Genomic DNA, 19,603 nt, shown 5'->3' on the forward strand with positions numbered 1-19,603 from the left:
GCAAACGTTGTGCAGGTTTTGGCACGCGTCGACCCGGCCTGTGCCCCTAACCTTTGCGACGTACCCCCACAGCTATACCGCGTCTTCAGCGGTAGACGCTGAACGTCAATGCATACAGCAGGAGCTACGGATATGTCGAACATCAAAGATAAAGTCGTACTGATTACCGGTGCAAGCAGCGGGATTGGCGAAGCGGCGGCCAGACTGATCGCGGCCAAAGGTGCCCATGTGGTACTCGGTGCCCGCCGTACCGACCGCCTGGAAAAACTGGTGAGCGAAATCCAGGCCGACGGTGGCTCGGCAGCGGCCTGCGCGCTGGACGTCACGGCTCTGGAGTCCATGCAGGCGTTCGTGGCGTTCGCCAAGGCGCAACATGGCAAAGTGGATGTCATCATCAATAATGCAGGCGTGATGCCGTTGTCTCCCTTGGCCGCGTTAAAGGTCAACGAGTGGAACCAGATGCTCGATGTCAACGTTCGCGGGGTGCTGCACGGTATTGCCGCCGTCTTGCCGGACATGGAGGCGCAAGGATCCGGCCAGGTCATCAATATTTCGTCGATCGGCGGCCTCGCGGTCTCTCCGACAGCCGCCGTGTACTGCGCGACCAAATTCGCAGTCAGGGCTATCTCCGACGGCCTGCGGCAGGAAACGGACAAGATTCGGGTCACCGTGGTGTGCCCGGGAGTTGTCGAGTCTGAATTGGCCGATACGATTTCCGATGAGGTGGCGCGCGAGACAATGAAAGCCTTCCGTTGTGTGGCGATCACCGCAGACGCCATTGCACGAGCGCTCGCCTATGCCATCGAACAGCCCGACGATGTTGATGTCAGTGAGATTGTGGTGCGTCCGACGGCCAGTCCACATTGAGAGGCATGGGAGGACGGTGAGCACCTGCTCGAACAGCGCCTCCCCGAAGAGCTCATCATCCTGGATATCAAAAGCACGGTGCACCGGCGGCAATAGCCGGTGCGACCTTGCACACAATCTGGTTCAGCGACCACGTCTGCATCGCTCCCCGGGATCATCGGCCAGCCTCCAAGATAACTGGCTGCCGGCCCCTGAGGCAGGGTTGATAGGAACGAAAAATGGTTTGAACCGGCTATATCGCGATAGCGACCTACAAGAACCCGCTAGAAAAACTTAAAGCCTATAACGAGTGATCAGAATGTACTTTTACGGAGAATTAAGTCATTTACGGACCTACCTGGCTCAGCCCTCAGCACTTTAAAGTACGCCAATCATTCAACTATCGGCGTCTTTATGAATCTCTGGTTTCGACTTTTCCTCATGCTGCTTCGTCGACCGTGGCGCAAACCGGTAAAAGCGCTGGAATCGACCGTCATCCGAATGCGCGTCTGGCCACTGGATCTCGACTTCAATCGACACGTCACCAACGGCCGATACTTCACACTGGCAGATGTCGGACGCATGGATTTCGTTTTGCGCAGTGGCGCCTACAGAGTAGCTATTAGAGCAAAGGCGCTGCCCATCGTCGGAGACACGTGGGGTAAATTTCGCCGTGAACTCAAACTGTTTGAAGCTTTTGAAATCCACACGAGGATGCTTGGCTGGGACGACAAGTGGAGCTTCATGGAGCATCGGTTTGTGAGCAAAGGCAGGGTGATCGGCGTTGTCGTCATGCGAGGTCTGTTTCGCTCGGCGAAAGGTATTATTCCGCCAAGCGAATTTGTTCAAGAACTGGGACTGCCCGAACAGTCACCCGAGATGCCGAACTGGCTGATGTCGTGGTCGCAGAGCTGCGATGCCATGAGCGGCCAACTCAGAGCTGAAGAAAGCACCAATGATCGACTTGACGTGCCGGCCAGCCCAGTAAAAACGAAATAACCCTCGATTTTTTCCGGCAGAAGTCACCGTAAGTGACAGACCATCAACAATCACGTCTTGGCGAAAATCAGTCATGCGCTGACAACCGCTTCGTTTGGCAGCAGATGCTCATGCAACTGCGCAATGTGTTCAGGCCCGATACCGCAGCATCCACCGACAATACTGGCACCCGCCGCTACCCAGGTTCTGGACCAGTGCAGGTAGGCTTCAGGGCCCAGGTCGCGGCGAATCTCCAGCAGCGTGCTGTTGGCCTTTGCCTCGGTGCTGACAGGCGGAAACGCGTTTGCGTAAACCCCCAGCTCGATGCTTTGATCGAGGTGCAGAAGGACATCCCGCGCCACCGCCAGCGCCGCCGCCATGACTTCCGGCTGGCTGCAATTGAACAGCACCGCCCTCGCCCCCAATTCGACCGCTACATGTACCGCCTGGGCGACTGACTCCGAGGAACGCAATCGCGGTGGCTCGCCGGCTTCATCAAGCAGCGTGAACGACAGCCAAAGCGGCTTCGATTCTGCGCCAAGCGCCTCGACGACCGCCCGGACTTCAGCGATGGAACTCTGGGTTTCCGCCAGCCACACATCAACGTGCGCCTGCAATCCGGCGATGAGCTCGCGATGGATCACGACCGAACGTTGATGATCAAACAAGTCAGGTCGATAAGACCCGAGCGCCGGCGGCAACGATCCGGCCACCGTGACCGGTTCGGTGCTGCCGGCCGCTGCCTGACGAGCCAGGCGTCCGGCCCGTTCGGCCAGCGCACGGCCCTGCTCGGCAAAGCGCTCATCACCGATGTGAAACGGCACCACCGCGTAGCTGTTAGTGGTGACGATTCGCGCCCCGACCTCAATAAATGCCTGATGAGCCTGCAGCACATAGTCAGGCGCCTCGATCAACGCGAGGGCCGACCATTCCGGCTGGCGAAACGGTGCCCCGATACGCTGCAATTCGCGGCCCATGCCACCATCGAGCAAACGCAAGGACGCCTGGCTCATTGGATCGCGCTCACTTTCGGCGCCGAGGCGGCGAGCCATTGATCAACCGTGGCGCTGTTCGCCTGTACCCACGCCTTGGCCGCGACGTCCGCTGGCTGTTTTTCCTTTTCAATCTTCAGGATCAGCTCATTGAGTTGCGCAGGTTCGATCGCGACATTACGCAGGAACTCGGCAATTTTCGGTGCGCGTTTCTGCAAGGCAGCGGAGGCCAGGATATGCACCTTGGCATCCGGGAAGGCGCAGGTGATCTGACTCTTGTTCAGCCAGTCCGGGTCGACGGTCGGACTGATGAATTTCCAGCAACCATCAGCCTTGTACAGCGGGTCATCTTTTTTATTGTCCTGGGCGTAACCGTCGAATGCCGGCTCTTCCAAGCGACGCAGGTCAAAAGCCGAAAAGATCCAGTCCGGGGTGTAGGCATAGAACACCACGCCACGTTGCGCCTTGTACGCCGAGGCAAGTTTGGCGTAGGTCACCGAGGCTTCGGTGGACACCGACTCGAATTTATCGGCAAACCCGTAATCCTTGGCCTTGATCTGGCCGATGTAAGTCGACTCCCAGCCCGCCGGCCCCACCAGCAACTCCGCCTTACCGCCGCCCAGTGGCTCAAAGAGCTTGGCCACTTCAGGTTTTTTCAGGTCGTAGATGGATTTGACCCCGTACTTGTCCTGCAAATAACCGGGAATGTAAAACCCTTGTTCCCCCGCATACGGATGAGTGTTCGGCACCAATGACCGGGTGCCGCCCGTGACGTATTTAGCCCAGGCAGCCGACTGGTTAGGCAGCCAGATATCGGTCAGTACGTCGACCGAGCCGTCGCCTTTGGCGGCTGCGCTGAACAGCACCGCGACATCCCCGGCCAGATACGACACATCGCCATCCAGTCGGCTTTGGATTACCTCACCAAGGATGTGTTGAATGGCGATAGCCCCCGTCCAGTTCTGCTCGCCAATGACAATTTTGTCCTTGGCGAAGACCGTGGCCGGGAGAATCAAGGATGCCAGCAATGCGGCCGCACCGAAGGTACGCGACAGATGTGTCTTCACGATAAATCTCTCAGTTAGTTGTGCCGGTGGTCTTGCTTGCGCAAGCTCGATTGAATGATTCGGTCAGGGATCAATGCACACAGGACGATCGCCACGCCGGCGAGCACGCCTTCGCCGCCCTTGATGTTGCGCAGCGCCGTCATCACGTCATAACCCAGGCCGCCGGCGCCGATCAGGGCAGCGACCACCACCATCGACAAGCTCATGACGATGGTCTGGTTGATCCCCAATAACAGCGAGCGGCGAGCCAAGGGCAGCTGCACCTTGATCAGGGTCTGCCAAGGACTGGCACCGTGTGCCACCGCCGCTTCCACAGCATCCTTCGCAACTTCCTGGATACCCAGCGACGTCAGACGAATCATCGGCGCCAGGGCGAAAATCACGGTCGCGATCACGGCGGGGGTCTTGCCGACAGAAAAGAACGCCACGGCAGGAATCAGGTACACAAACGTCGGCAGGGTCTGCATGACGTCCAGCAGGGGCGTAATCACCCGCCGTACAAGCGGACGCTTCGCCAGCAGGATGCCGGTGGGTACGCCAATGACCAGGGCAATCAGTACCGAAGAACCGACCAGCGCCAGCGTGGCAATGGTTCGCTCCCAAAAGCCAAACAGGCCGATGTACAACAAGGCTGCGCTGCTGGTCAGTGCCAGCGCCAAGCCAGCTGAACGCCACGCCAGAAACACCAGCGCCAGTGCCGAAACCGGCCATGGCAACCAACCTAGGAGGTTTTCAATGCCTTCGATGACGGTGCGAACGGCAACGATCACGCCGACGAATGCACCCTCGAACGTCACCTGCGACCAGCCAATGAATTCATCAATGCTCTGTGCCGCCAGCAGCAAGGCCTGGCGATTGGCCGGGAACTGCAGCAGCACACCGGTGGCGTCAGGTGTGACGACGCGCCAGATCACCAGTGCCTGACTGACCACCAGCACAGCCAAAGGCAGCCCCCAACCCGATACGTTGCGCAGCACTGGCTGGCGGCTCAACGAGAACGCGGTGAAACGACTGACCGCGAACACCAACACCGCCGCCAGAATCGCCAGCCATGATGAACTGGCAATGCCCTGGGCCAATGCCGCTAGCGCTGCGAGTTCAACGGCGAAGCCGAGCCAAAACAAACCGCCCTTGCCTCGCGCAGCAAGCGCTGCCGGCCCCAGCAACAATGCCTGCCACCCGCGCAAGCCGGGGCGGACGTGCGGCCCACGAGGAGCGGTTTCGGGGGGCTGAAGGCCAACGCTGTCGACGCTGTGCAGGGGTGTAGGGGTTGGACTGAAGTCCCGGAAAAAGTCGGCAACTTCGGCGTCAACCGGATGCTCGAGCAACTGTTTGGGCGTGCCCAATTGCACCAGCCGTCCTCGGCGCAGCACTGCGATGCGGTCAGCGAGGCGTATGGCTTCGGCCGGGTCATGGGTGACCAGCAATGTGCTGATACCGCGCTCACGCACAAGTGCCAGGAAATGACGTTGCAGATCGCGTCGAATGGTCGGATCCAGCGCACTGAACGGCTCGTCCATCAGTAGAATGTCCGGATCAGTCACCAATGCGCGTGCCAGGCCGACCCGTTGCTGCATGCCACCGGACAATTCATGGGGATAATGCTCGCCCCACCCCTCCAGACCTACCGCCTGCAACTGCAGAGTAGCCGCCGCATGACGAATCGATTCGGGTTCACCACGCAACTCGAGGGGCAGTGCGACGTTGTCCAGCACCGTACGATGGGGCAACAGGCCAAAATGCTGGAACACCATCCCGATGCGGCGCGATCTCAAGTCACGCAAAGCTTTGTGGCTCAAGCCGCTGATGGCCTGCCCTTCGATCAAGACCTCGCCACTCGAGGGCTCAATCAAGCGATTGATATGCCGCAGCAGCGTGGATTTCCCGCTTCCTGATGTGCCCATCAGGCACAGAACTTCACCGCGCCGCACCTTCAAACTGACATTGCTGACGGCCGGCAGCACTGACGAACCTTTGCGCAGATAGGCTTTGGTGACGTCTCGCAACTCAAGCACAACGTCGGCCTCATTGGCGTGATCGCTGGAGGGTTGCGCACGCTGTTGAGATGAGTCGATCCGGGCAGTTGCCAAAGAGGTTTGAATAAGTGTCACAGGAGCTCCGGACAAGCGACCCCTGGATGCGGGCAACGCGCTCGCCCCAGAGTAGAAAATTGGCTGAGCCTCAGGCCATGATCCGAACACCGTCGCCTGAAGCAAAAAAGCGCCGCGCAGGGAGCGCAGCGCTTTCCAGAGACATAAAGCTAATCGATCTTAAAAAGAACAAATAAATATCTTTTTGGAATTAACTTAAGCCTTCTTGCCCCGGCTATCTGCGTCTGATTATTGAAATCAAAAATAACTAAAAGGTATCAATAAATACAAAATATGCATTTATCGTTATAAAAATATCGATGGCCGCGTTTCTCGAGCATCAGGCTTTCGAAGGCGTGGTCGTGCTGTCGGCGAGCCGGAGCAAACGCCTGGTCAGCGCCAACGGTGCATTTATCAGCCGCGCGCTGTTGCCCTTCGACGTGACGCGCCAATCGGAACGCTATGAACTGCGCCTGAGCCCTCCCCATTCGCCTGGCTTCCAGGTGGATGACCCGAGCCTGGCGGTGGGGATCCGGGCACTGAGTCGGATGACGTTGAGCTACATGATTGACGCTCCTCGGTTGTCGCCCTAGGGTCCAGAACGTCGAATTCAGACCGCGCGGTGCGGTTATATCCATAGCAACAAAGGATATTGGTATATACCAGATCACTCCCTTATAAATCGCTTCCATCAAAAGACGTTGGACTGGAGTGGCAAGCGATGGTGTCGGTAAAGGTAATGCTCGAGTACTTCCATCCCTGGCCGAATTCGGCGGGTTTGTACCTGGCGCGGGAGCGCGGCTGGTATGAAGAGCTGGGCCTGGATGTGGAATTGGTGGTGCACGACCCCTACCGTGGCGACACCCTGCAGCACCTGCTGGCCGGTGCTGCGGATTTTGGCGTATTTCCCAGCAACCGCCTGCTGGTGCGCCGTGCCCTGGGCCAACCGTTGCAAGGCATCGCGGCGATCAACCATGCGGGCCTGGAGTCGATCCAGACCCTCACCGATTCCGGCATCCGTCGCCCGCGAGACCTGGCCGGCAAGCGCCTGGCCCTCAACCCGACACCACGTGGCCTTGCCATGGTGCGCCACTTGGTGAGCCGCGACGGAGGCGACTTCGATGCGGTGATCCTGGTGGACAGCGGTGTGCGCGAACTGCGCCCCGAGCAGCTCGCCGAAGGTATCGCCGACGCCAGTTTTGGCGGTTACTGGGCCTGGGAAGCGTTGATGCACAGCCCCATCGAAGCGGCGCGGCGCGTGGTGTTGCGGGTGGACGACATCGGCGCACCGGCCTATCACAGCTACCTGCTCGGCACCCATGAGCGCACCCTGACCGACAAACCTGAAGTCGTGCGTGACTTCCTCGCGGCCACCGCCCGAGGTTACCTGGCCGTGGCGCAGGATCCGTCGATTGCCCTCGCCGCCTACGAACACACCACGCCGTATTTCCCGGCCGAATTGCTAAGTGCCTCGCTGCATAAAATCGCCCCGACCTGGCTGCATGAAGGCCGCTGGGGCGAGCAACGCCAGACGCTGCTGACCCCCTACGCCGAGTGGCTGCACGAGCATGCGGTGCTCGACAATCCGCACGTGTGGAAAGGCGCAACCAGCAACGCTTATCTGCCCGAGGTGAGCGCATGAATCCCCAACGCACCGCTCACGGCCTGGGGCTGGAGCCGGTTGCCGCCGACTGGCCGGCCCTGCACGAAACCGACATCGAACACCTGCTGCGGGAGTACCCGCAACTGGGTCCGCTGCATAGCCTGCATTGGCACAGCCCACGGCCGTTTTCCGCCGCCGGATTGATCACCACCGGTAACGCGACGCTGTTCGTCAAACGACATCACCAACGGGTGCGCCAAGCCGCGTGGCTGCACGAAGAACACCAACTGATCGCCCACCTGCATCGCCGGGGCGCGCCGGTGGCGGCGGTAGTACCGAATCGACATGGCGCGACGGCCACGGTGCAAGGTGAGTGGACCTATGAAGTGCACCACGTCGCCGAGGGCCTGGACCTGTACCGCGATGCGCTGTCGTGGTCGCCGTTCCAGAATCTTCAGCATGCCTTCGCCGCCGGCCAGGCGTTGGCCCGTTTGCATCAGGCCGCCGAACACCACGACGCGCCCCAACGCCAGACCCACGTGCTTCTGGCCAACGCACGACTGATCGGGCAGTCTGCGCCCCTGGAAGCCATCGCCAACATCGCCAGCCCTTACCTGGCAGGCAAGGATTGGCGAGCCCAACTCAGCGAACTATTGTTGCCGTGGCATAACGCGTTGCACCCGTTGCTACGTGAACAACCACCGTTGTGGACTCACAACGACTGGCACGCCTCCAACCTGTTATGGAATGCTGACGGTAGCGTTTCGAGCGTGCTGGATTTCGGCCTGGCCGACCGCACCTTCGCCCTCTTCGACCTGGCCACTGCCATCGAACGCAACGCCGTACCGTGGCTGGAACTGGACACTGGCGGTGCGGCTCGCGCCGATCTCGACAGCGTCGATGCCCTGCTTACCGGTTATCACCAGGTGCGCCCACTGGGCGCGAAGGATTTACATACCCTCAGCGCTTTACTGCCGTTGGTGCATGTAGATTTCGCGCTGTCCGAAGTGGCGTATTACCAGGATGTGGTGGGCTCCACGGCCAGTGCAGATGTGGCGTACTACACCTATCTGCTGGGCCATTTGCGCTGGTTTTCCGGGCTGCAAGGGCAACGTCTGCTCGGCCATATCCGACGTAAAACCGTATGAGTATTCTGGTCGATAGCCAATGGCTGCAGGCGCATCTGGACGCCCCTGGAGTAGTGGTGCTGGATGCCACCGTCGTGCTGCCGTCACCCGAGTTCGATGGCGATTACCGCGTCGAGCGCGGTTACGAGGGCTGGTTGCAGGCACATATCCCAGGCTCGCGGCATGCCGACCTATTGACTCAACTGGCGGACACCCAGGCCAGTTTCAGCTTTGCCTTACCGCGCCCCGAGGCACTGGTGAACGCGCTGGCAAACCTTGGCGCCGGCGAGGAAAAAGCCGTGGTCATCTATGACCGCGCCGACGGCTTCTGGGCCGCACGATTGTGGTGGATGCTGCGTGGAACAGGTATCGACGCCAGGGTGCTGGATGGCGGTTTCAACGCCTGGCGGGAAGCCGGTCTGCCAGAACACAGCGGCCCTGCCAAGCCGATAAAGCCTGTGCAACCCTGGTCAATCAACCCACGCCCAGAGCTGTGGATTGACCGCGGCGGCGTAGAAGCAATCGTCGCTGGCAACGCACGGGGACAACTGATCTGCGCCCTCGGCGCGGCCCTTTTTGAAGGTACCGCTGCCACCCGCTACGCCCGACGCGGGCATATCCCCGGCAGCCTTAACCTGCCGGCCCGCCTGCTGTTCGACGCCCACGGCCGCTACCTGCCCAAGGATGCCCTGGCCCTGGCGATTGGCCCCACGCTGCTGCACAGCGAAGGCCCACTGATCCTGTATTGCGGCGGCGGTATCTCCGCGGCTGCCAATGCGCTGGCCCTGACCCTGCTGGGTCGCCAGGACATCGCGATCTACGACGGCTCCTTGCAGGAATGGGCCGCCGACGCACGTTTACCAATGACTACCGGAGCAGCTCCGGCCTGACGCCACTTTCGGCGAATTCGGCTTTTTCATCACGAACTGGCAACCCGTCCGTTGCGCAGCGCTGGGCCCCTTTGCGCCCGATAAAAGCGTACGGCAATGGCCGGCAGACCTTTGGAGCGCTCTTTATATGGCTACACCTTACCGTCACACGCTGCTCGCCCTGAGCATCACCCTTGCCGCTGCGGCGGCCCATGCCCAGGAGGCGACGCTGGACACCGTCACCGTCGTCAGCCAGGAAACCACCGACTATCAGGCAAAAAAAGCCGCCGTGGCCGGCTTCGATAACGCGCCGTTGCTGGACACCCCGGCATCCGTCGCAGTGATCACCGAAGCCCGCCTGAAAGACCAGCAAGCGCGCCTGCTCAGTGAGGTGTTGAAGAATGACGCCTCGGTGGGTGACAGCTACGCGCCGGTCGGCTACTACGAGAATTTCGTGATCCGTGGCTTCGCCCTCAACCCGGCCAGCAGCTACAAAATCAACGGCCGCACCATCACCGGCGAGCAGAACGTCGCGCTGGAAAACAAGCAGCAAGTGGAGGTACTCAAGGGCCTGGCCGGTTTGCAAAGTGGCGTCTCCGAGCCCGGTGGCCTGGTCAACTACGTGAGCAAGCGCCCGGAAAATGTGCGCTCGGTGACGGTGTCCACCAACGAACAGGGCGAGCGCTACCTGGCCACCGATATCGGCGGCTGGCTCGGCACCGAGCAGCAGGTGGGCGTACGCATCAACCTGGCCCACGAAGACATCCGCTCCTACGTCGACCACGCCGATGGCAAGCGCGACTTCGCCTCCTTGGCGCTGGATTGGAACATCAGCCCCAGCGCCCTGCTGCAACTCAACGCCGAGTACCAGGACCGCGAGCAGCGCTCGGTGCCGGGCTATCAATTGCTCGGTGGCACCGGCGTGCCGCATCACGTTTCGCCCAAGGACCTGCTGGCGTACCAGAGCTGGTCGAACCCGGTGGGCATCCGTTCCCTGAACCTCGACGGGTTGTTCGAATACCGCTTCAACGACGCCTGGAAGGCCAGCTTCAGCGCCTCCCGCAGCCGCGTGGTGATCGACGACTACAGCACCTTCGCCTGGGGTTGCTACGGCGCCACAAGTTGCGCGGGCACCGCCGTGCCCAACCACTTCAGCGCAGAGGGCGACTACGACATTTCCGACTACCGCAGCCCGGACGACACCCGCAGCAACGAAGAAGCCCAGGCTGCGCTCAATGGTCAGTTCGACACTGGTTTCCTCAAGCATGACCTGACCTTCGGCACCACCGCGTTCCGGCGCCTGGTGGACCGGCGCACGTCGGTCAACGCGTACATCGGCGAGGGCAATATCTACCAGCCGTCACCGGTACTGGAACCCTACGACGGCCCGCTTGGCCACACCTACCGGCGCCTCGACAGCCGCCAGTACGGCCTGTTCGCCAGCGACCGCATCAGCTTCAACGAGCAGTGGCAAACCATCCTCGGCGGGCGCCAGGTACGCCTCGATGAAGAGACTTACAACCAGGCCGGAACGACCACCCGGCACACCCAACGCAGCGTGTTCCTGCCCCAGGTGGCGCTGATCTATAAACCGCGCCCGGACACCTCGTTGTACGCCAGCTACAGCAAGGGCCTGTCCCTGGGTGGCGAGGCCGCGTGGTTCAGCAGCAACGCCGACGAGGTGCTGCCGCCGACCACCTCGCGCCAGCTGGAGGTCGGGATCAAGCGTGACTTCCAGCGCCTGAGCCTGACCGCGGCGCTGTTCCAGATCACCCAGGATTTGCAATACAACCGACCGAACGAAGACGGCACCACCACCTTTGTGCAGCAAGGCAAACAGAAAAATGTGGGCATCGAATTGTCCGCCAACGGCCACGTGACCTCCGACCTGCAAGTGTCGGCCAGCGTTGCAGCGATCCGCGCCCGGGTCAGTGGCAGCGGCACCGATGACTACGACGGTCACCAGGCGATCAACGTCCCCAAGCTGCGTGCCAGCCTCCACGGTGACTACAGCATTGCCGGCATCCCCGGGCTGGCGCTGCTCGGCGGGGTGCAATACAGCGCGAGCAAATACGCCAACCGCGAAGCCACGGTGAAGGTCGACGACTACGCGGTGTTCGATGTGGGCGGTCGCTACAGCACCAAGGTGGGCGATTACGCCACTGTGCTGCGCCTGACTGTCGACAACCTGTTCGACAAACGCTACTGGCGCGATGTGGGTGAATCCGCAGGCGACGGCTACCTGTTCCTGGGTGCGCCGCGCACGGCGCGGCTGTCAGCCACCGTCAATTTTTAAGGCCGAGCGTTACCCTGGCCGACCAACGCAAGCGCCAGCTCAAGCAACAGGCGTTGCACCTGGAAAATTGGTTTTTGAGAGAACCCTATGTCGCCACTCGAAATCGTCGCCGTACTCTTCAACATCGCCGGGGTCTGGCTCACCGCACAACGGGTGCGCTGGTGCTGGCCCGTCAGCGTGGTCGCGGTGGTGTTGTATGCCTGGATCTTCTTCGAGGTGAAGCTGTATTCGGACATGCTCCTGCAACTGGTCTTTGCCGTGCTGCAAGGTTATGGATGGTGGCGCTGGAGCACCGGCCGCGTTAACGCCGGCAAGGTGCGGGTGGAACGCCTGCCGCTTCAGGAAGCGTGGCGGCACGTGCTCGCGGGCGTGATCGGCGCCGTGGCCCTGGGTGCGGTGATGCACCACTTCACCGACGCCGCCCTGCCCTGGCTGGATTCGCTGCTCACGGCCTTCAGCCTGGTCGCGAGCCTATGGGCGGCGCGCAAGTACGTGGTCAGTTGGTGGCTGTGGATCGTGCTGGACGCGGCCTACGTAGGCTTGTTCCTGTACAAGGACCTGCAACTGACCGCTGCGCTGTATGCCGGTTTTGTGCTGCTGGCCGCCTACGGTTTGCGTGCCTGGCAACGTGACCTGCAGCAGCAGGAGCATATAACCAAAGTGTCGGTTCACAGCGTTTAATATCATTAAAAATAAAGCGTTTATCACGTTTAAATATAAACAAACGCCCGGCTGTTCTTAGGCAGCAGACCCGCCCCCCGCGTGTCCCCAACCTTTTTGCCCGCAGGAAGCACCATGTCCGATCCCACCCCGCTGTTATTCGGCCTTTATGAACAAGCCAGTGTCGGCTGCGGCGGCGCGCCCAGCCTGTGGACCCACCCGGCCGATGAACGGCTGAATATCAACACCCTCAAATACTGGTCGAACCTGGCCCGCACGGCGGATGAAGCCAACCTGGACTTGATGTTCTTCGGCGATGTGCTGGGCTTTTACGACGTATTTGGCGGCTCTGAAGCGATGGCATTGAAATGGGCCGTCGAAGCCCCTGCCAACGACCCGCTGACAATCATTCCGGCGCTGGTGGCCCTCACCGAAAAACTCGCGTTTGGCGTCACCGTCACCACCAGCTACGAGCACCCGTTCACCCACGCCCGACGCTTCAGTACGCTGGATCATTTGTCCGATGGGCGCATCGGCTGGAACATCGTCACCTCGTACCTGTCCAGCGCCGCGCGCAATTTCGGCCTGGAGCAGATGATCAAGCACGATGACCGCTATGAGCGCGCCGAAGAGTTCCTGGAGGTGGTCTACAAGCTTTGGGAAGGCAGCTGGGCCGATGACGCCGTGGTTGCCGACAAACGCTCGCAGACCTACGCCAATGGCGCGCGGGTGCGCCCGATCCAGCACGCGGGTGAACATTACCGCGTCGCCGGCCCGCACCTCAGCTCGCCATCGCCACAGCGCACGCCGTTGCTGATCCAGGCCGGCTGGTCGGCACGCGGCCGGGAGTTCGCGGCCAAGCACGCGGAACTGGTGTTTATCGCCAAGTCCAACCCGCTGGATATCCGCCAGGGCCTTGAAGATATCTGGCGCCAGGCCGAAGCCCGTGGACGTCAGGCCGCCGATGTGAAGTCGCTGACCGTGCTGCGTATCGTCACCGCTCCCACCGCCATCGAGGCACAGAAAAAATACGACACCCTGCAAAGCAACTATCACCTGCAAGCACAGTTGGTGAGCTATGCCGGCGACACGGGCATCGACATCAACCGCTACGCCGACAACGAAGCGCTCTCGACCCACACCGAAGGCATGACCTCTTACGTGATGCGACCCGATGGCAGCGGCAAACCATTGACCGCAGGCGAGGTGCGCCAACGCTTTGCCAATGTCACCCGTGGCAGCGACCTGATCCTGGTGGGCACCCCGGAGCAGATCGCAGAAAAGATCGAGGAGCACGCACGCATCTCCGGCACCAGCGGCTACATGCTCAACCCGCTGATCAGCCCAGGTTCGTTGAATGACTTCGTCGAACTGGTGATCCCGGCCCTGCAAAAACGCGGGCTGTACCGCACCAACGCGCAAAGCGGCACACTGCGCTCGCGCCTCAGCGCTGATGGCAGCGATCGCCTGCCAAGCTCGGCCCATGGCGCTTCGTTCCGCTTTGCCTGAAGCCTGCGTGGGACCAGGTGACCTGCGCCAACAGGAACGGTAGAGTCACCCCCACGTCATGCCTGCACATGGAACCCCAGGATGCCTTTCGACCCAATTTCCCCACACTACCAGCGTATCCGCGAACAGATCGCCAACGACATCGCCGCAGGTAGGCCCCAGGCCGACGAGAAATTCCCCTCTGAACGAGACATGATCGAACGCTTCGGCTGCACTCGCGTGACCTTGCGCCAGGCTTTGCAGCAACTGGAGGCCGAGGGCCTGGTATATCGGGAAAATCGCCGGGGCTGGTTTGTCAGCCCGCAGCGCATCCGCTACGACCCGACGCGCATCAGCGGGTTTATGGATTACGTCACTGCCCAGGGTCGCACACCGCGCACCGAGTGCCTGCACGCCGAACTGCGCCCGGCTGGCCCGTGGCTGGCCAAGCGCATGGGTTTGGCTTCGGTGGACGAACCGATGTTTTTCCTGCAACGCCGCCGCTGGATCGATCGTCGCCCGGTGCTGCTGGAGTTCAACGCGCTGCTCGCCAGTTGGTGCCCAGGCCTGCTGGAAGCCGACCTCAATAACTCGCTGACCCAACTGCTGCGCGAGCGGTTTGCACGGGTGCAATCGCGTTGCGAGCTGGAGATGCACATCGGCACAGTGAATGAAGAACAGGCCGAGCTGCTACAACTGTCGCCAGGGTCCACCAGCGTGTACTTGGAGCGTTTGAATTTCGGTGAGGACAACCGGCCGGTGGAATTCGACCAGGAATTCTGGCGCCCGGATGCGTTGTCGATTGTGATGGAGACTCGGTATCCGGGAACTCACTGAGACGTCAACACAGACGCCGCTGACAAGTCCCGTGATAGGGGCCAGGTCGTGTGCACGCACAAGCCCTCATCAATCCTGTGCTGCACGTTCATGCATGGGGACTCTGCGCAAAATCAACATTGCGATGAACAGCACACCAACTATCCCCACCGAGATCATCAATCCGTGCTCGCTGACATAGGACACTGTGGCGCCCGTGGCAATGGGACCTAATACGCTGCCAAAGGTGTAGAACATCGCAATGGCCGTCATGGCGGTGGACACTTGCTGTTCGCCGACCCGGTCTCCCGCCTCGATCACAGCCAGGGTGTTCATGCCACCAATGGCGCCGCCCCAGAGGAATACGACAATCGTCGCCAGCCAAGGAAGCGGCTGGCTGAACGGAATGGCCAGGGTGCCCAGCAACAGTATCAAGCCGCAGACTAATTGGCCGACTTTGTACGAACTGCGGTCGGCCATCCAGCCGATTGGCAGTTGCAGGAGGGTGCCGCCAATTCCGAACGTCGATATCAGCAGGGTGGCGGCGGTCAACAGATAACCAGCCGAGAGGCTGTAGCCTGCAAGGAACGATACGGATGAGGTTTCCGAAAAGCCTGCGATAAACGCGCCACACAGTGCCGTTGGAATGATGCTGAACAACTTGCCATGGCGTTTTTCTGCCGGGGTTTGCGGTCGCGTATCGTAGTCCCTGAGGGTTAAGGCCAGCGCGCCGGACAACACCACGATCACGGCACAGGCGTAGTAAGGCGCGGCGCTCCCGACGCCGAATACAACCAACAGCAGCGGGCCGATAGCAATACCCAGGCCCATCAAGGTCTCATGTACGCCGATCGCCCGACCGCGCTCGTCTTTCGAGGCAACCGCGACAATCCACGTATCGCAGGCGATCCAGCGCAGGATCAAGCCGATACCGAGCACGAAGTTCAGCGAAAAAATCAGTGCCAAATGGGTTGTCAGGGTCATACCGATCAGCGCAGCAATCGTCAGCGTTGCGCTGAGGATATTCGTCTTGACCAGCCCCAGATGGGCCAGCAGACGCGGAACCCATTTGTAGAGCAGCAAGATCGCCAACCACGAGGCGCTGACAATCACCCCGATCTTTGCCGGTTCGACCCCTTGCTGCTCAAGCGAAAGCGACAGCAGCGGAGTGACTGTACCGATCTGCACGATCTGCGACAGGGCCGAGAGGGTGTTTATCTTGGTGAGCGCACACCAGCGTTGCTTGTCGGTGTACTCAATACTCGGATCTTCCATTCGTGAGCGACCTTGGTTGGACAGCGGTAAAGTGTTCGAACTGCCACGCGCAAAGCTCACCTTCAGGCGTGTGAAACAAGGCATAGATGATGCCTGGGTACACGCCGGAAAACGCTGCTAAAAGCTCCACTCCTCAGCCCGAACCAACTGGCAGAACGGCCCATTGAGCGTGGCATTGTGATGAGCCACGATCGCCTCTGCTTTCATCAAGGGCGTGTCAGAACAGGTATGACCGTCGGCGATAAGCACCGCATCGAACCCAAGATCACGCGCGGCACGGCAGGTGCTGTCGACGCAGTATTGCGTTTTCATCCCCGTAACTACCACGCCGGTGGCGCCGCAGGCGTGCAAATTGTCAGCCAGGTCGGTCATCGCAAACGCATTAGGCCGCCGTTTTTCGAACACCACTTCGCCACCCAGCAACTGCAGTTCCTGTGCAACCAATGTAAGCGGGCTGCCTTGTTCGATTGGCGAGCCAGCGGGGCCGATGTGGCGTGCGATAAAAATCGGTGCCCCTGCGCTGCGTGCCTTGTTCATCAGGCTATTCAGGGTTTCCAACAGTTCGTCGCAACGCCATGGTTTTTCCGGGCCGTGGATGAGTCCGACTTGGATATCGAGTATCAACAGGGCGTACATAGGTGCATCTCCTTGCGTATGAACCAGCGACACAAGGGCATAAAAAAGGCCCTGTCCATCGCTGGCGGGCCTTTGAAGTGTTCGTCTGTTATTGGCTCACGACACCTCGCACGCTCCGCTTTCAGCGGTCGTGGTGGTGGTTGTCGAGGTGAGGCAATAATGAGTCATGAATCGACACTAGCAATATCGTTGCGGGCTGACAAGGCCGAGACCTAGGCGGCACGGTGGCGACAATGCTTCATGAACGCGTTGCTCCCGGATTGTCGACCCCAGGAGTGGCAAATAGATGCTCGGCGGCAAAGTCTACGAATACGCGAATTTTCGGTGAAAGATGGCGACTGGACGGCCACAGCGCCCAGAACTGCCCCTGATCTTCACTGTAACCCTCGAGCACGGTTTCCAGGCGCCCCTGGGCGATGGCTTCGCGCGCGAGGAAATCCGGGACAAATGCGATGCCGTGCCCATCCACCACGGCCATCAGCATGGCCTCCATGTTGTTCAAGGTCAGTGCGGTGGGCAGGCGCAGCTGCGTGAACTGGGGCGCCGAAGACATACTCCAGTCCATGATTTTACCCGTCGTGACGAATCGGTAACGCAGGCACTCGTGATGCTCAAGATCAATAAGCGTGACGGGGCGCCCCTTACGCTGCAGATAGTCGGGCGATGCGCACAGGACAAACTTGAAAGGCCCCAACTTTCGAGCCATCAGCTTGGAGTCGACCTGGCCGCCGCTGCGAATCACCACGTCAAAGCCTTCATCGATCACATCCACCAACTGGTCGTTGAAATCCAGTTCCAGTTCGATCTCCGGGTAGGCTTTGCGGAACCGCGCCATATGGGGCAACAGAAAGCGATATCCGATGGTAGGCAAGCTGACGCGTAACTTTCCACGGGGTTGCTGTGTGGCATGGGAAAGCATTGCACGGGCATCTTCAAGATCGTCGAGGACCTTTCGGCAGCGCTCATAAAACAGCTGGCCCTCTGCGGTCAGGCTGACTTTGCGGGTGCTGCGGTGCAATAACCGCACATTCAGCGAAGCTTCGAGCTTGGCAACGTTTTTGCCCACCGCCGAGGCAGAAATACCCAACGTCCTGGAGGCGCTGATGAAACTGAGCGCCTCGGCGGTTTTTACGAATGAGATCACACCACTGAGACTGTCCACAAATCTATTACATCCTTTTGGTTCACTATAAGTGGAATAAAACCCCATTTATCTTCGATTGTATCCTAACTAGAGTATGTGAACGTTCGCGCGCCTCGGCCGGGCCGGCACGGATACTTCATACACATGCAGGGAATGACCTAATGAACGCAACGACCCAACCGCTGCCGGCTCATGGCCGGTACTCCATCCTGGCTGCCATTTGCCTGGCAGCCTTGGTGTTGCCTATGAGTTTTACCGGCGGAGCAGTGGCCACGCCGTTCATTGGCCAAACCTTCGCTGCCCATCCCACGGAACTGGCCTGGATCACTAACGCTTTTATGCTGAGCTTCGGCAGCCTTTTGATGGCGGCGGGAACGCTTGCTGACCTCTACGGACGCAAGCGTCTGTTCATGTGCGGGATGGCGTTGTTTGCACTGGTGTCGACCCTGTTGGCGGTGGTCCCCGATATTATCTGGCTCGACCTGTTGCGTGGTGTGCAGGGCATTGCTGCGGCCGCGGCCCTGGCCAGTGGTTCGGCGGCCCTGGCGCAGGAGTTTGATGGGCATGACCGCACGCGTGCTTTTAGCCTTTTGGGCACCACGTTCGGGGTTGGCCTGGCCTTCGGTCCGTTGTTATCGGGGTTATTGATCGAGTTGATGGGCTGGCGCTCCATTTTCCTTTGCACCGCCCTGATCGCCATCCTTTCCTTGATCTTTGCTCTGCCGAAAATGCGCGAAAGCCGCGACCCGCAGGCACGACGTCTGGATACACCCGGCTTGCTGACGTTTTCCGGCCTGCTGATCCTGTTTACCACGGCGGTGATCCTGGCACCCGAGCAAGGGTGGGGCTCGCCGATCATCCATACGTTGCTGGGTGGGGCAGCGGTGTTTTTGCTGCTGTTTATCATGGTTGAAAATCGGGCGGAACATCCGATGCTGGAACTGGGGCTGTTCCTGTTTCCGCGCTTTGTCGGTGTACAGATCCTGCCGATCGGCACCTGCTACTGCTACATCGTCTTGATCGTCTTGCTGCCATTTCGGTTTATCGGTGTGGAAGGGGCCAGCGCGTTTGAGGCGGGGTTGATGATGTTGGCACTCTCTGCCCCAATGCTGATTGTACCGATGGCTGCCGCGTCGCTGACGCGCTGGCTGTCGGCAGGGATACTTTGCGCGATCGGCTTTGTGATCGCGGCGGCCGGGCTCTACTGGCTGAGTACGATTCCGGTCGGCGCCCATGCGCAGATTATCGCGGCTATGCTGCTGACCGGTATCGGCACCGGCTTGCCGTGGGGCCTGATGGATGGTTTGTCGATCAGTGTTATTCCCAAGGAACGAGCGGGGATGGCTGCGGGTATTTTCAATACGACGCGGGTGGCCAGCGAAGGTGTCGCCCTGGCAATTACGGTTGCGGTGCTGACGGCGCTGGTGGCGCATCATCTGAGTCTCAGTGACGCGGTCAAACTGTCTGCTGTCGACTATTCGGGTATCGCGCAACGCCTGGTAATGGGTGATATCCAACACGCGAGCGCCGACGCCGGTCAAATTCCATTAGCGGTGCTGCGCTCGGCTTATACCTCAGGGTTCAACACCTTGTTGCAGCTATTGGCGATGTTCACGCTGTTCACTGCTGCCGTGGTCTTCCTGTTCCTGGGGCGCCAAAGCGAGGCCGGTGTTGAATCCGCGCCCGATGCCGTGCGTTTTTCATCCGATACCTGAG

General features: G+C 60.3%; 16 protein-coding genes and 1 pseudogene. 11 read left to right on the plus strand and 6 right to left on the minus strand.

The annotated features are described in order from the left end of the window. Nucleotides 1-132: 132 nt before the first annotated feature. Nucleotides 133-867 (plus strand): SDR family oxidoreductase, encoded by a 735-nt coding sequence (locus J1G35_RS15465; RefSeq protein WP_223015361.1) that lies wholly within the window; start codon nt 133-135, stop codon nt 865-867. A gap of 393 nt (nt 868-1,260) precedes the next feature. Then, complete coding sequence (locus J1G35_RS15470; protein ID WP_223015362.1) at nt 1,261-1,845, plus strand: thioesterase family protein; 585 nt, start codon at nt 1,261-1,263, stop codon at nt 1,843-1,845. A gap of 71 nt (nt 1,846-1,916) precedes the next feature. On the opposite strand, the gene J1G35_RS15475 is transcribed toward J1G35_RS15470, so the two are convergent. The 3 genes from J1G35_RS15475 to J1G35_RS15485 are packed head-to-tail and all read right to left on the minus strand — an operon-like array spanning nt 1,917 to nt 5,898. After that, on the minus strand, nt 1,917-2,837 hold the full coding sequence (locus tag J1G35_RS15475; RefSeq protein WP_223015392.1) for a homocysteine S-methyltransferase family protein: 921 nt from the start codon (nt 2,835-2,837) through the stop codon (nt 1,917-1,919). After that, on the minus strand, nt 2,834-3,883 hold the full coding sequence (locus J1G35_RS15480) for a glycine betaine ABC transporter substrate-binding protein (RefSeq protein WP_223015363.1): 1,050 nt from the start codon (nt 3,881-3,883) through the stop codon (nt 2,834-2,836). The genes J1G35_RS15475 and J1G35_RS15480 overlap by 4 nt, the downstream gene beginning before the upstream one ends. 14 nt (nt 3,884-3,897) lie before the next feature. Next, complete coding sequence (locus J1G35_RS15485) at nt 3,898-5,898, minus strand: ATP-binding cassette domain-containing protein (RefSeq protein WP_223015364.1); 2,001 nt, start codon at nt 5,896-5,898, stop codon at nt 3,898-3,900. A 383-nt stretch (nt 5,899-6,281) separates the two neighbouring features. On the opposite strand from J1G35_RS15485, the pseudogene J1G35_RS15490 reads away from it, so the two are divergent. The 8 genes and pseudogenes from J1G35_RS15490 to J1G35_RS15525 all read left to right on the plus strand — a co-directional run. Further along, nucleotides 6,282-6,518: pseudogene (locus J1G35_RS15490) on the plus strand (XRE family transcriptional regulator); the annotation flags it as partial. 176 nt (nt 6,519-6,694) lie between these two features. Continuing rightward, a complete protein-coding gene (locus J1G35_RS15495; RefSeq protein ID WP_223015365.1) occupies nt 6,695-7,615 on the plus strand; it encodes an ABC transporter substrate-binding protein in 921 nt (306 codons plus the stop codon). Then, complete coding sequence (locus tag J1G35_RS15500) at nt 7,612-8,724, plus strand: phosphotransferase (RefSeq protein WP_223015366.1); 1,113 nt, start codon at nt 7,612-7,614, stop codon at nt 8,722-8,724. Before J1G35_RS15495 ends, J1G35_RS15500 begins: the two co-directional genes overlap by 4 nt. Beyond that, nucleotides 8,721-9,593 carry a rhodanese-like domain-containing protein gene (locus J1G35_RS15505; RefSeq protein WP_223015367.1) on the plus strand — a complete coding sequence of 291 codons (873 nt, stop codon included), beginning with the start codon at nt 8,721-8,723 and terminating at the stop codon, nt 9,591-9,593. The genes J1G35_RS15500 and J1G35_RS15505 overlap by 4 nt, the downstream gene beginning before the upstream one ends. A gap of 127 nt (nt 9,594-9,720) precedes the next feature. After that, on the plus strand, nt 9,721-11,868 hold the full coding sequence (locus J1G35_RS15510; protein ID WP_223015368.1) for a TonB-dependent siderophore receptor: 2,148 nt from the start codon (nt 9,721-9,723) through the stop codon (nt 11,866-11,868). A gap of 87 nt (nt 11,869-11,955) precedes the next feature. Next, complete coding sequence (pnuC, locus tag J1G35_RS15515; protein ID WP_223015369.1) at nt 11,956-12,549, plus strand: nicotinamide riboside transporter PnuC; 594 nt, start codon at nt 11,956-11,958, stop codon at nt 12,547-12,549. 114 nt (nt 12,550-12,663) lie between these two features. Continuing rightward, the gene (locus tag J1G35_RS15520; protein ID WP_223015370.1) at nt 12,664-14,037 is read left to right on the plus strand and encodes an LLM class flavin-dependent oxidoreductase; all 1,374 of its coding nucleotides are present in this window, start codon (nt 12,664-12,666) and stop codon (nt 14,035-14,037) included. A gap of 81 nt (nt 14,038-14,118) precedes the next feature. Next, nucleotides 14,119-14,853 carry a UTRA domain-containing protein gene (locus J1G35_RS15525; protein ID WP_223015371.1) on the plus strand — a complete coding sequence of 245 codons (735 nt, stop codon included), beginning with the start codon at nt 14,119-14,121 and terminating at the stop codon, nt 14,851-14,853. A gap of 69 nt (nt 14,854-14,922) precedes the next feature. Here the strand turns inward: J1G35_RS15525 and J1G35_RS15530 are convergent, their stop codons facing one another. The 3 genes from J1G35_RS15530 to J1G35_RS15540 form a co-directional block, all read right to left on the minus strand. Then, nucleotides 14,923-16,107, minus strand: a complete 1,185-nt coding sequence (locus J1G35_RS15530; RefSeq protein WP_223015372.1) for an MFS transporter — start codon at nt 16,105-16,107, stop codon at nt 14,923-14,925. A 117-nt stretch (nt 16,108-16,224) separates the two neighbouring features. Further along, nucleotides 16,225-16,743, minus strand: coding sequence for an isochorismatase family protein (locus J1G35_RS15535; RefSeq protein WP_053139809.1), 519 nt, complete (start codon nt 16,741-16,743; stop codon nt 16,225-16,227). A 238-nt stretch (nt 16,744-16,981) separates the two neighbouring features. Beyond that, a complete protein-coding gene (locus J1G35_RS15540; RefSeq protein ID WP_347709454.1) occupies nt 16,982-17,905 on the minus strand; it encodes a LysR substrate-binding domain-containing protein in 924 nt (307 codons plus the stop codon). 143 nt (nt 17,906-18,048) lie between these two features. Here J1G35_RS15540 and J1G35_RS15545 point away from each other — a divergent pair, with 143 nt between their 5' ends. Then, nucleotides 18,049-19,602: an MFS transporter gene (locus J1G35_RS15545; protein ID WP_223015374.1), complete on the plus strand. Its 1,554-nt coding sequence runs from the start codon at nt 18,049-18,051 to the stop codon at nt 19,600-19,602. The last annotated feature ends 1 nt before the right edge of the window (nt 19,603 follow it).

The organism is Pseudomonas sp. SH10-3B (assembly GCF_019891415.1).
Classification (GTDB): Bacteria; Pseudomonadota; Gammaproteobacteria; order Pseudomonadales; family Pseudomonadaceae; genus Aquipseudomonas.

Excerpts from the sequence above, each read along its gene's own strand:
- J1G35_RS15500 (WP_223015366.1), top strand. The coding sequence starts at position 7,612 with ATGAATCCCCAACGCACCGCTCACGGCCTGGGGCTGGAGCCGGTTGCC.
- J1G35_RS15465 (WP_223015361.1), top strand. The coding sequence starts at position 133 with ATGTCGAACATCAAAGATAAAGTCGTACTGATTACCGGTGCAAGCAGC.
- J1G35_RS15530 (WP_223015372.1), bottom strand. The coding sequence starts at position 16,107 with ATGGAAGATCCGAGTATTGAGTACACCGACAAGCAACGCTGGTGTGCG.
- pnuC (WP_223015369.1), top strand. The coding sequence starts at position 11,956 with ATGTCGCCACTCGAAATCGTCGCCGTACTCTTCAACATCGCCGGGGTC.
- J1G35_RS15525 (WP_223015371.1), top strand. The coding sequence starts at position 14,119 with ATGCCTTTCGACCCAATTTCCCCACACTACCAGCGTATCCGCGAACAG.
- J1G35_RS15545 (WP_223015374.1), top strand. The coding sequence starts at position 18,049 with ATGAACGCAACGACCCAACCGCTGCCGGCTCATGGCCGGTACTCCATC.
- J1G35_RS15495 (WP_223015365.1), top strand. The coding sequence starts at position 6,695 with ATGGTGTCGGTAAAGGTAATGCTCGAGTACTTCCATCCCTGGCCGAAT.
- J1G35_RS15505 (WP_223015367.1), top strand. The coding sequence starts at position 8,721 with ATGAGTATTCTGGTCGATAGCCAATGGCTGCAGGCGCATCTGGACGCC.
- J1G35_RS15535 (WP_053139809.1), bottom strand. The coding sequence starts at position 16,743 with ATGTACGCCCTGTTGATACTCGATATCCAAGTCGGACTCATCCACGGC.
- J1G35_RS15470 (WP_223015362.1), top strand. The coding sequence starts at position 1,261 with ATGAATCTCTGGTTTCGACTTTTCCTCATGCTGCTTCGTCGACCGTGG.
- J1G35_RS15475 (WP_223015392.1), bottom strand. The coding sequence starts at position 2,837 with ATGAGCCAGGCGTCCTTGCGTTTGCTCGATGGTGGCATGGGCCGCGAA.
- J1G35_RS15520 (WP_223015370.1), top strand. The coding sequence starts at position 12,664 with ATGTCCGATCCCACCCCGCTGTTATTCGGCCTTTATGAACAAGCCAGT.
- J1G35_RS15510 (WP_223015368.1), top strand. The coding sequence starts at position 9,721 with ATGGCTACACCTTACCGTCACACGCTGCTCGCCCTGAGCATCACCCTT.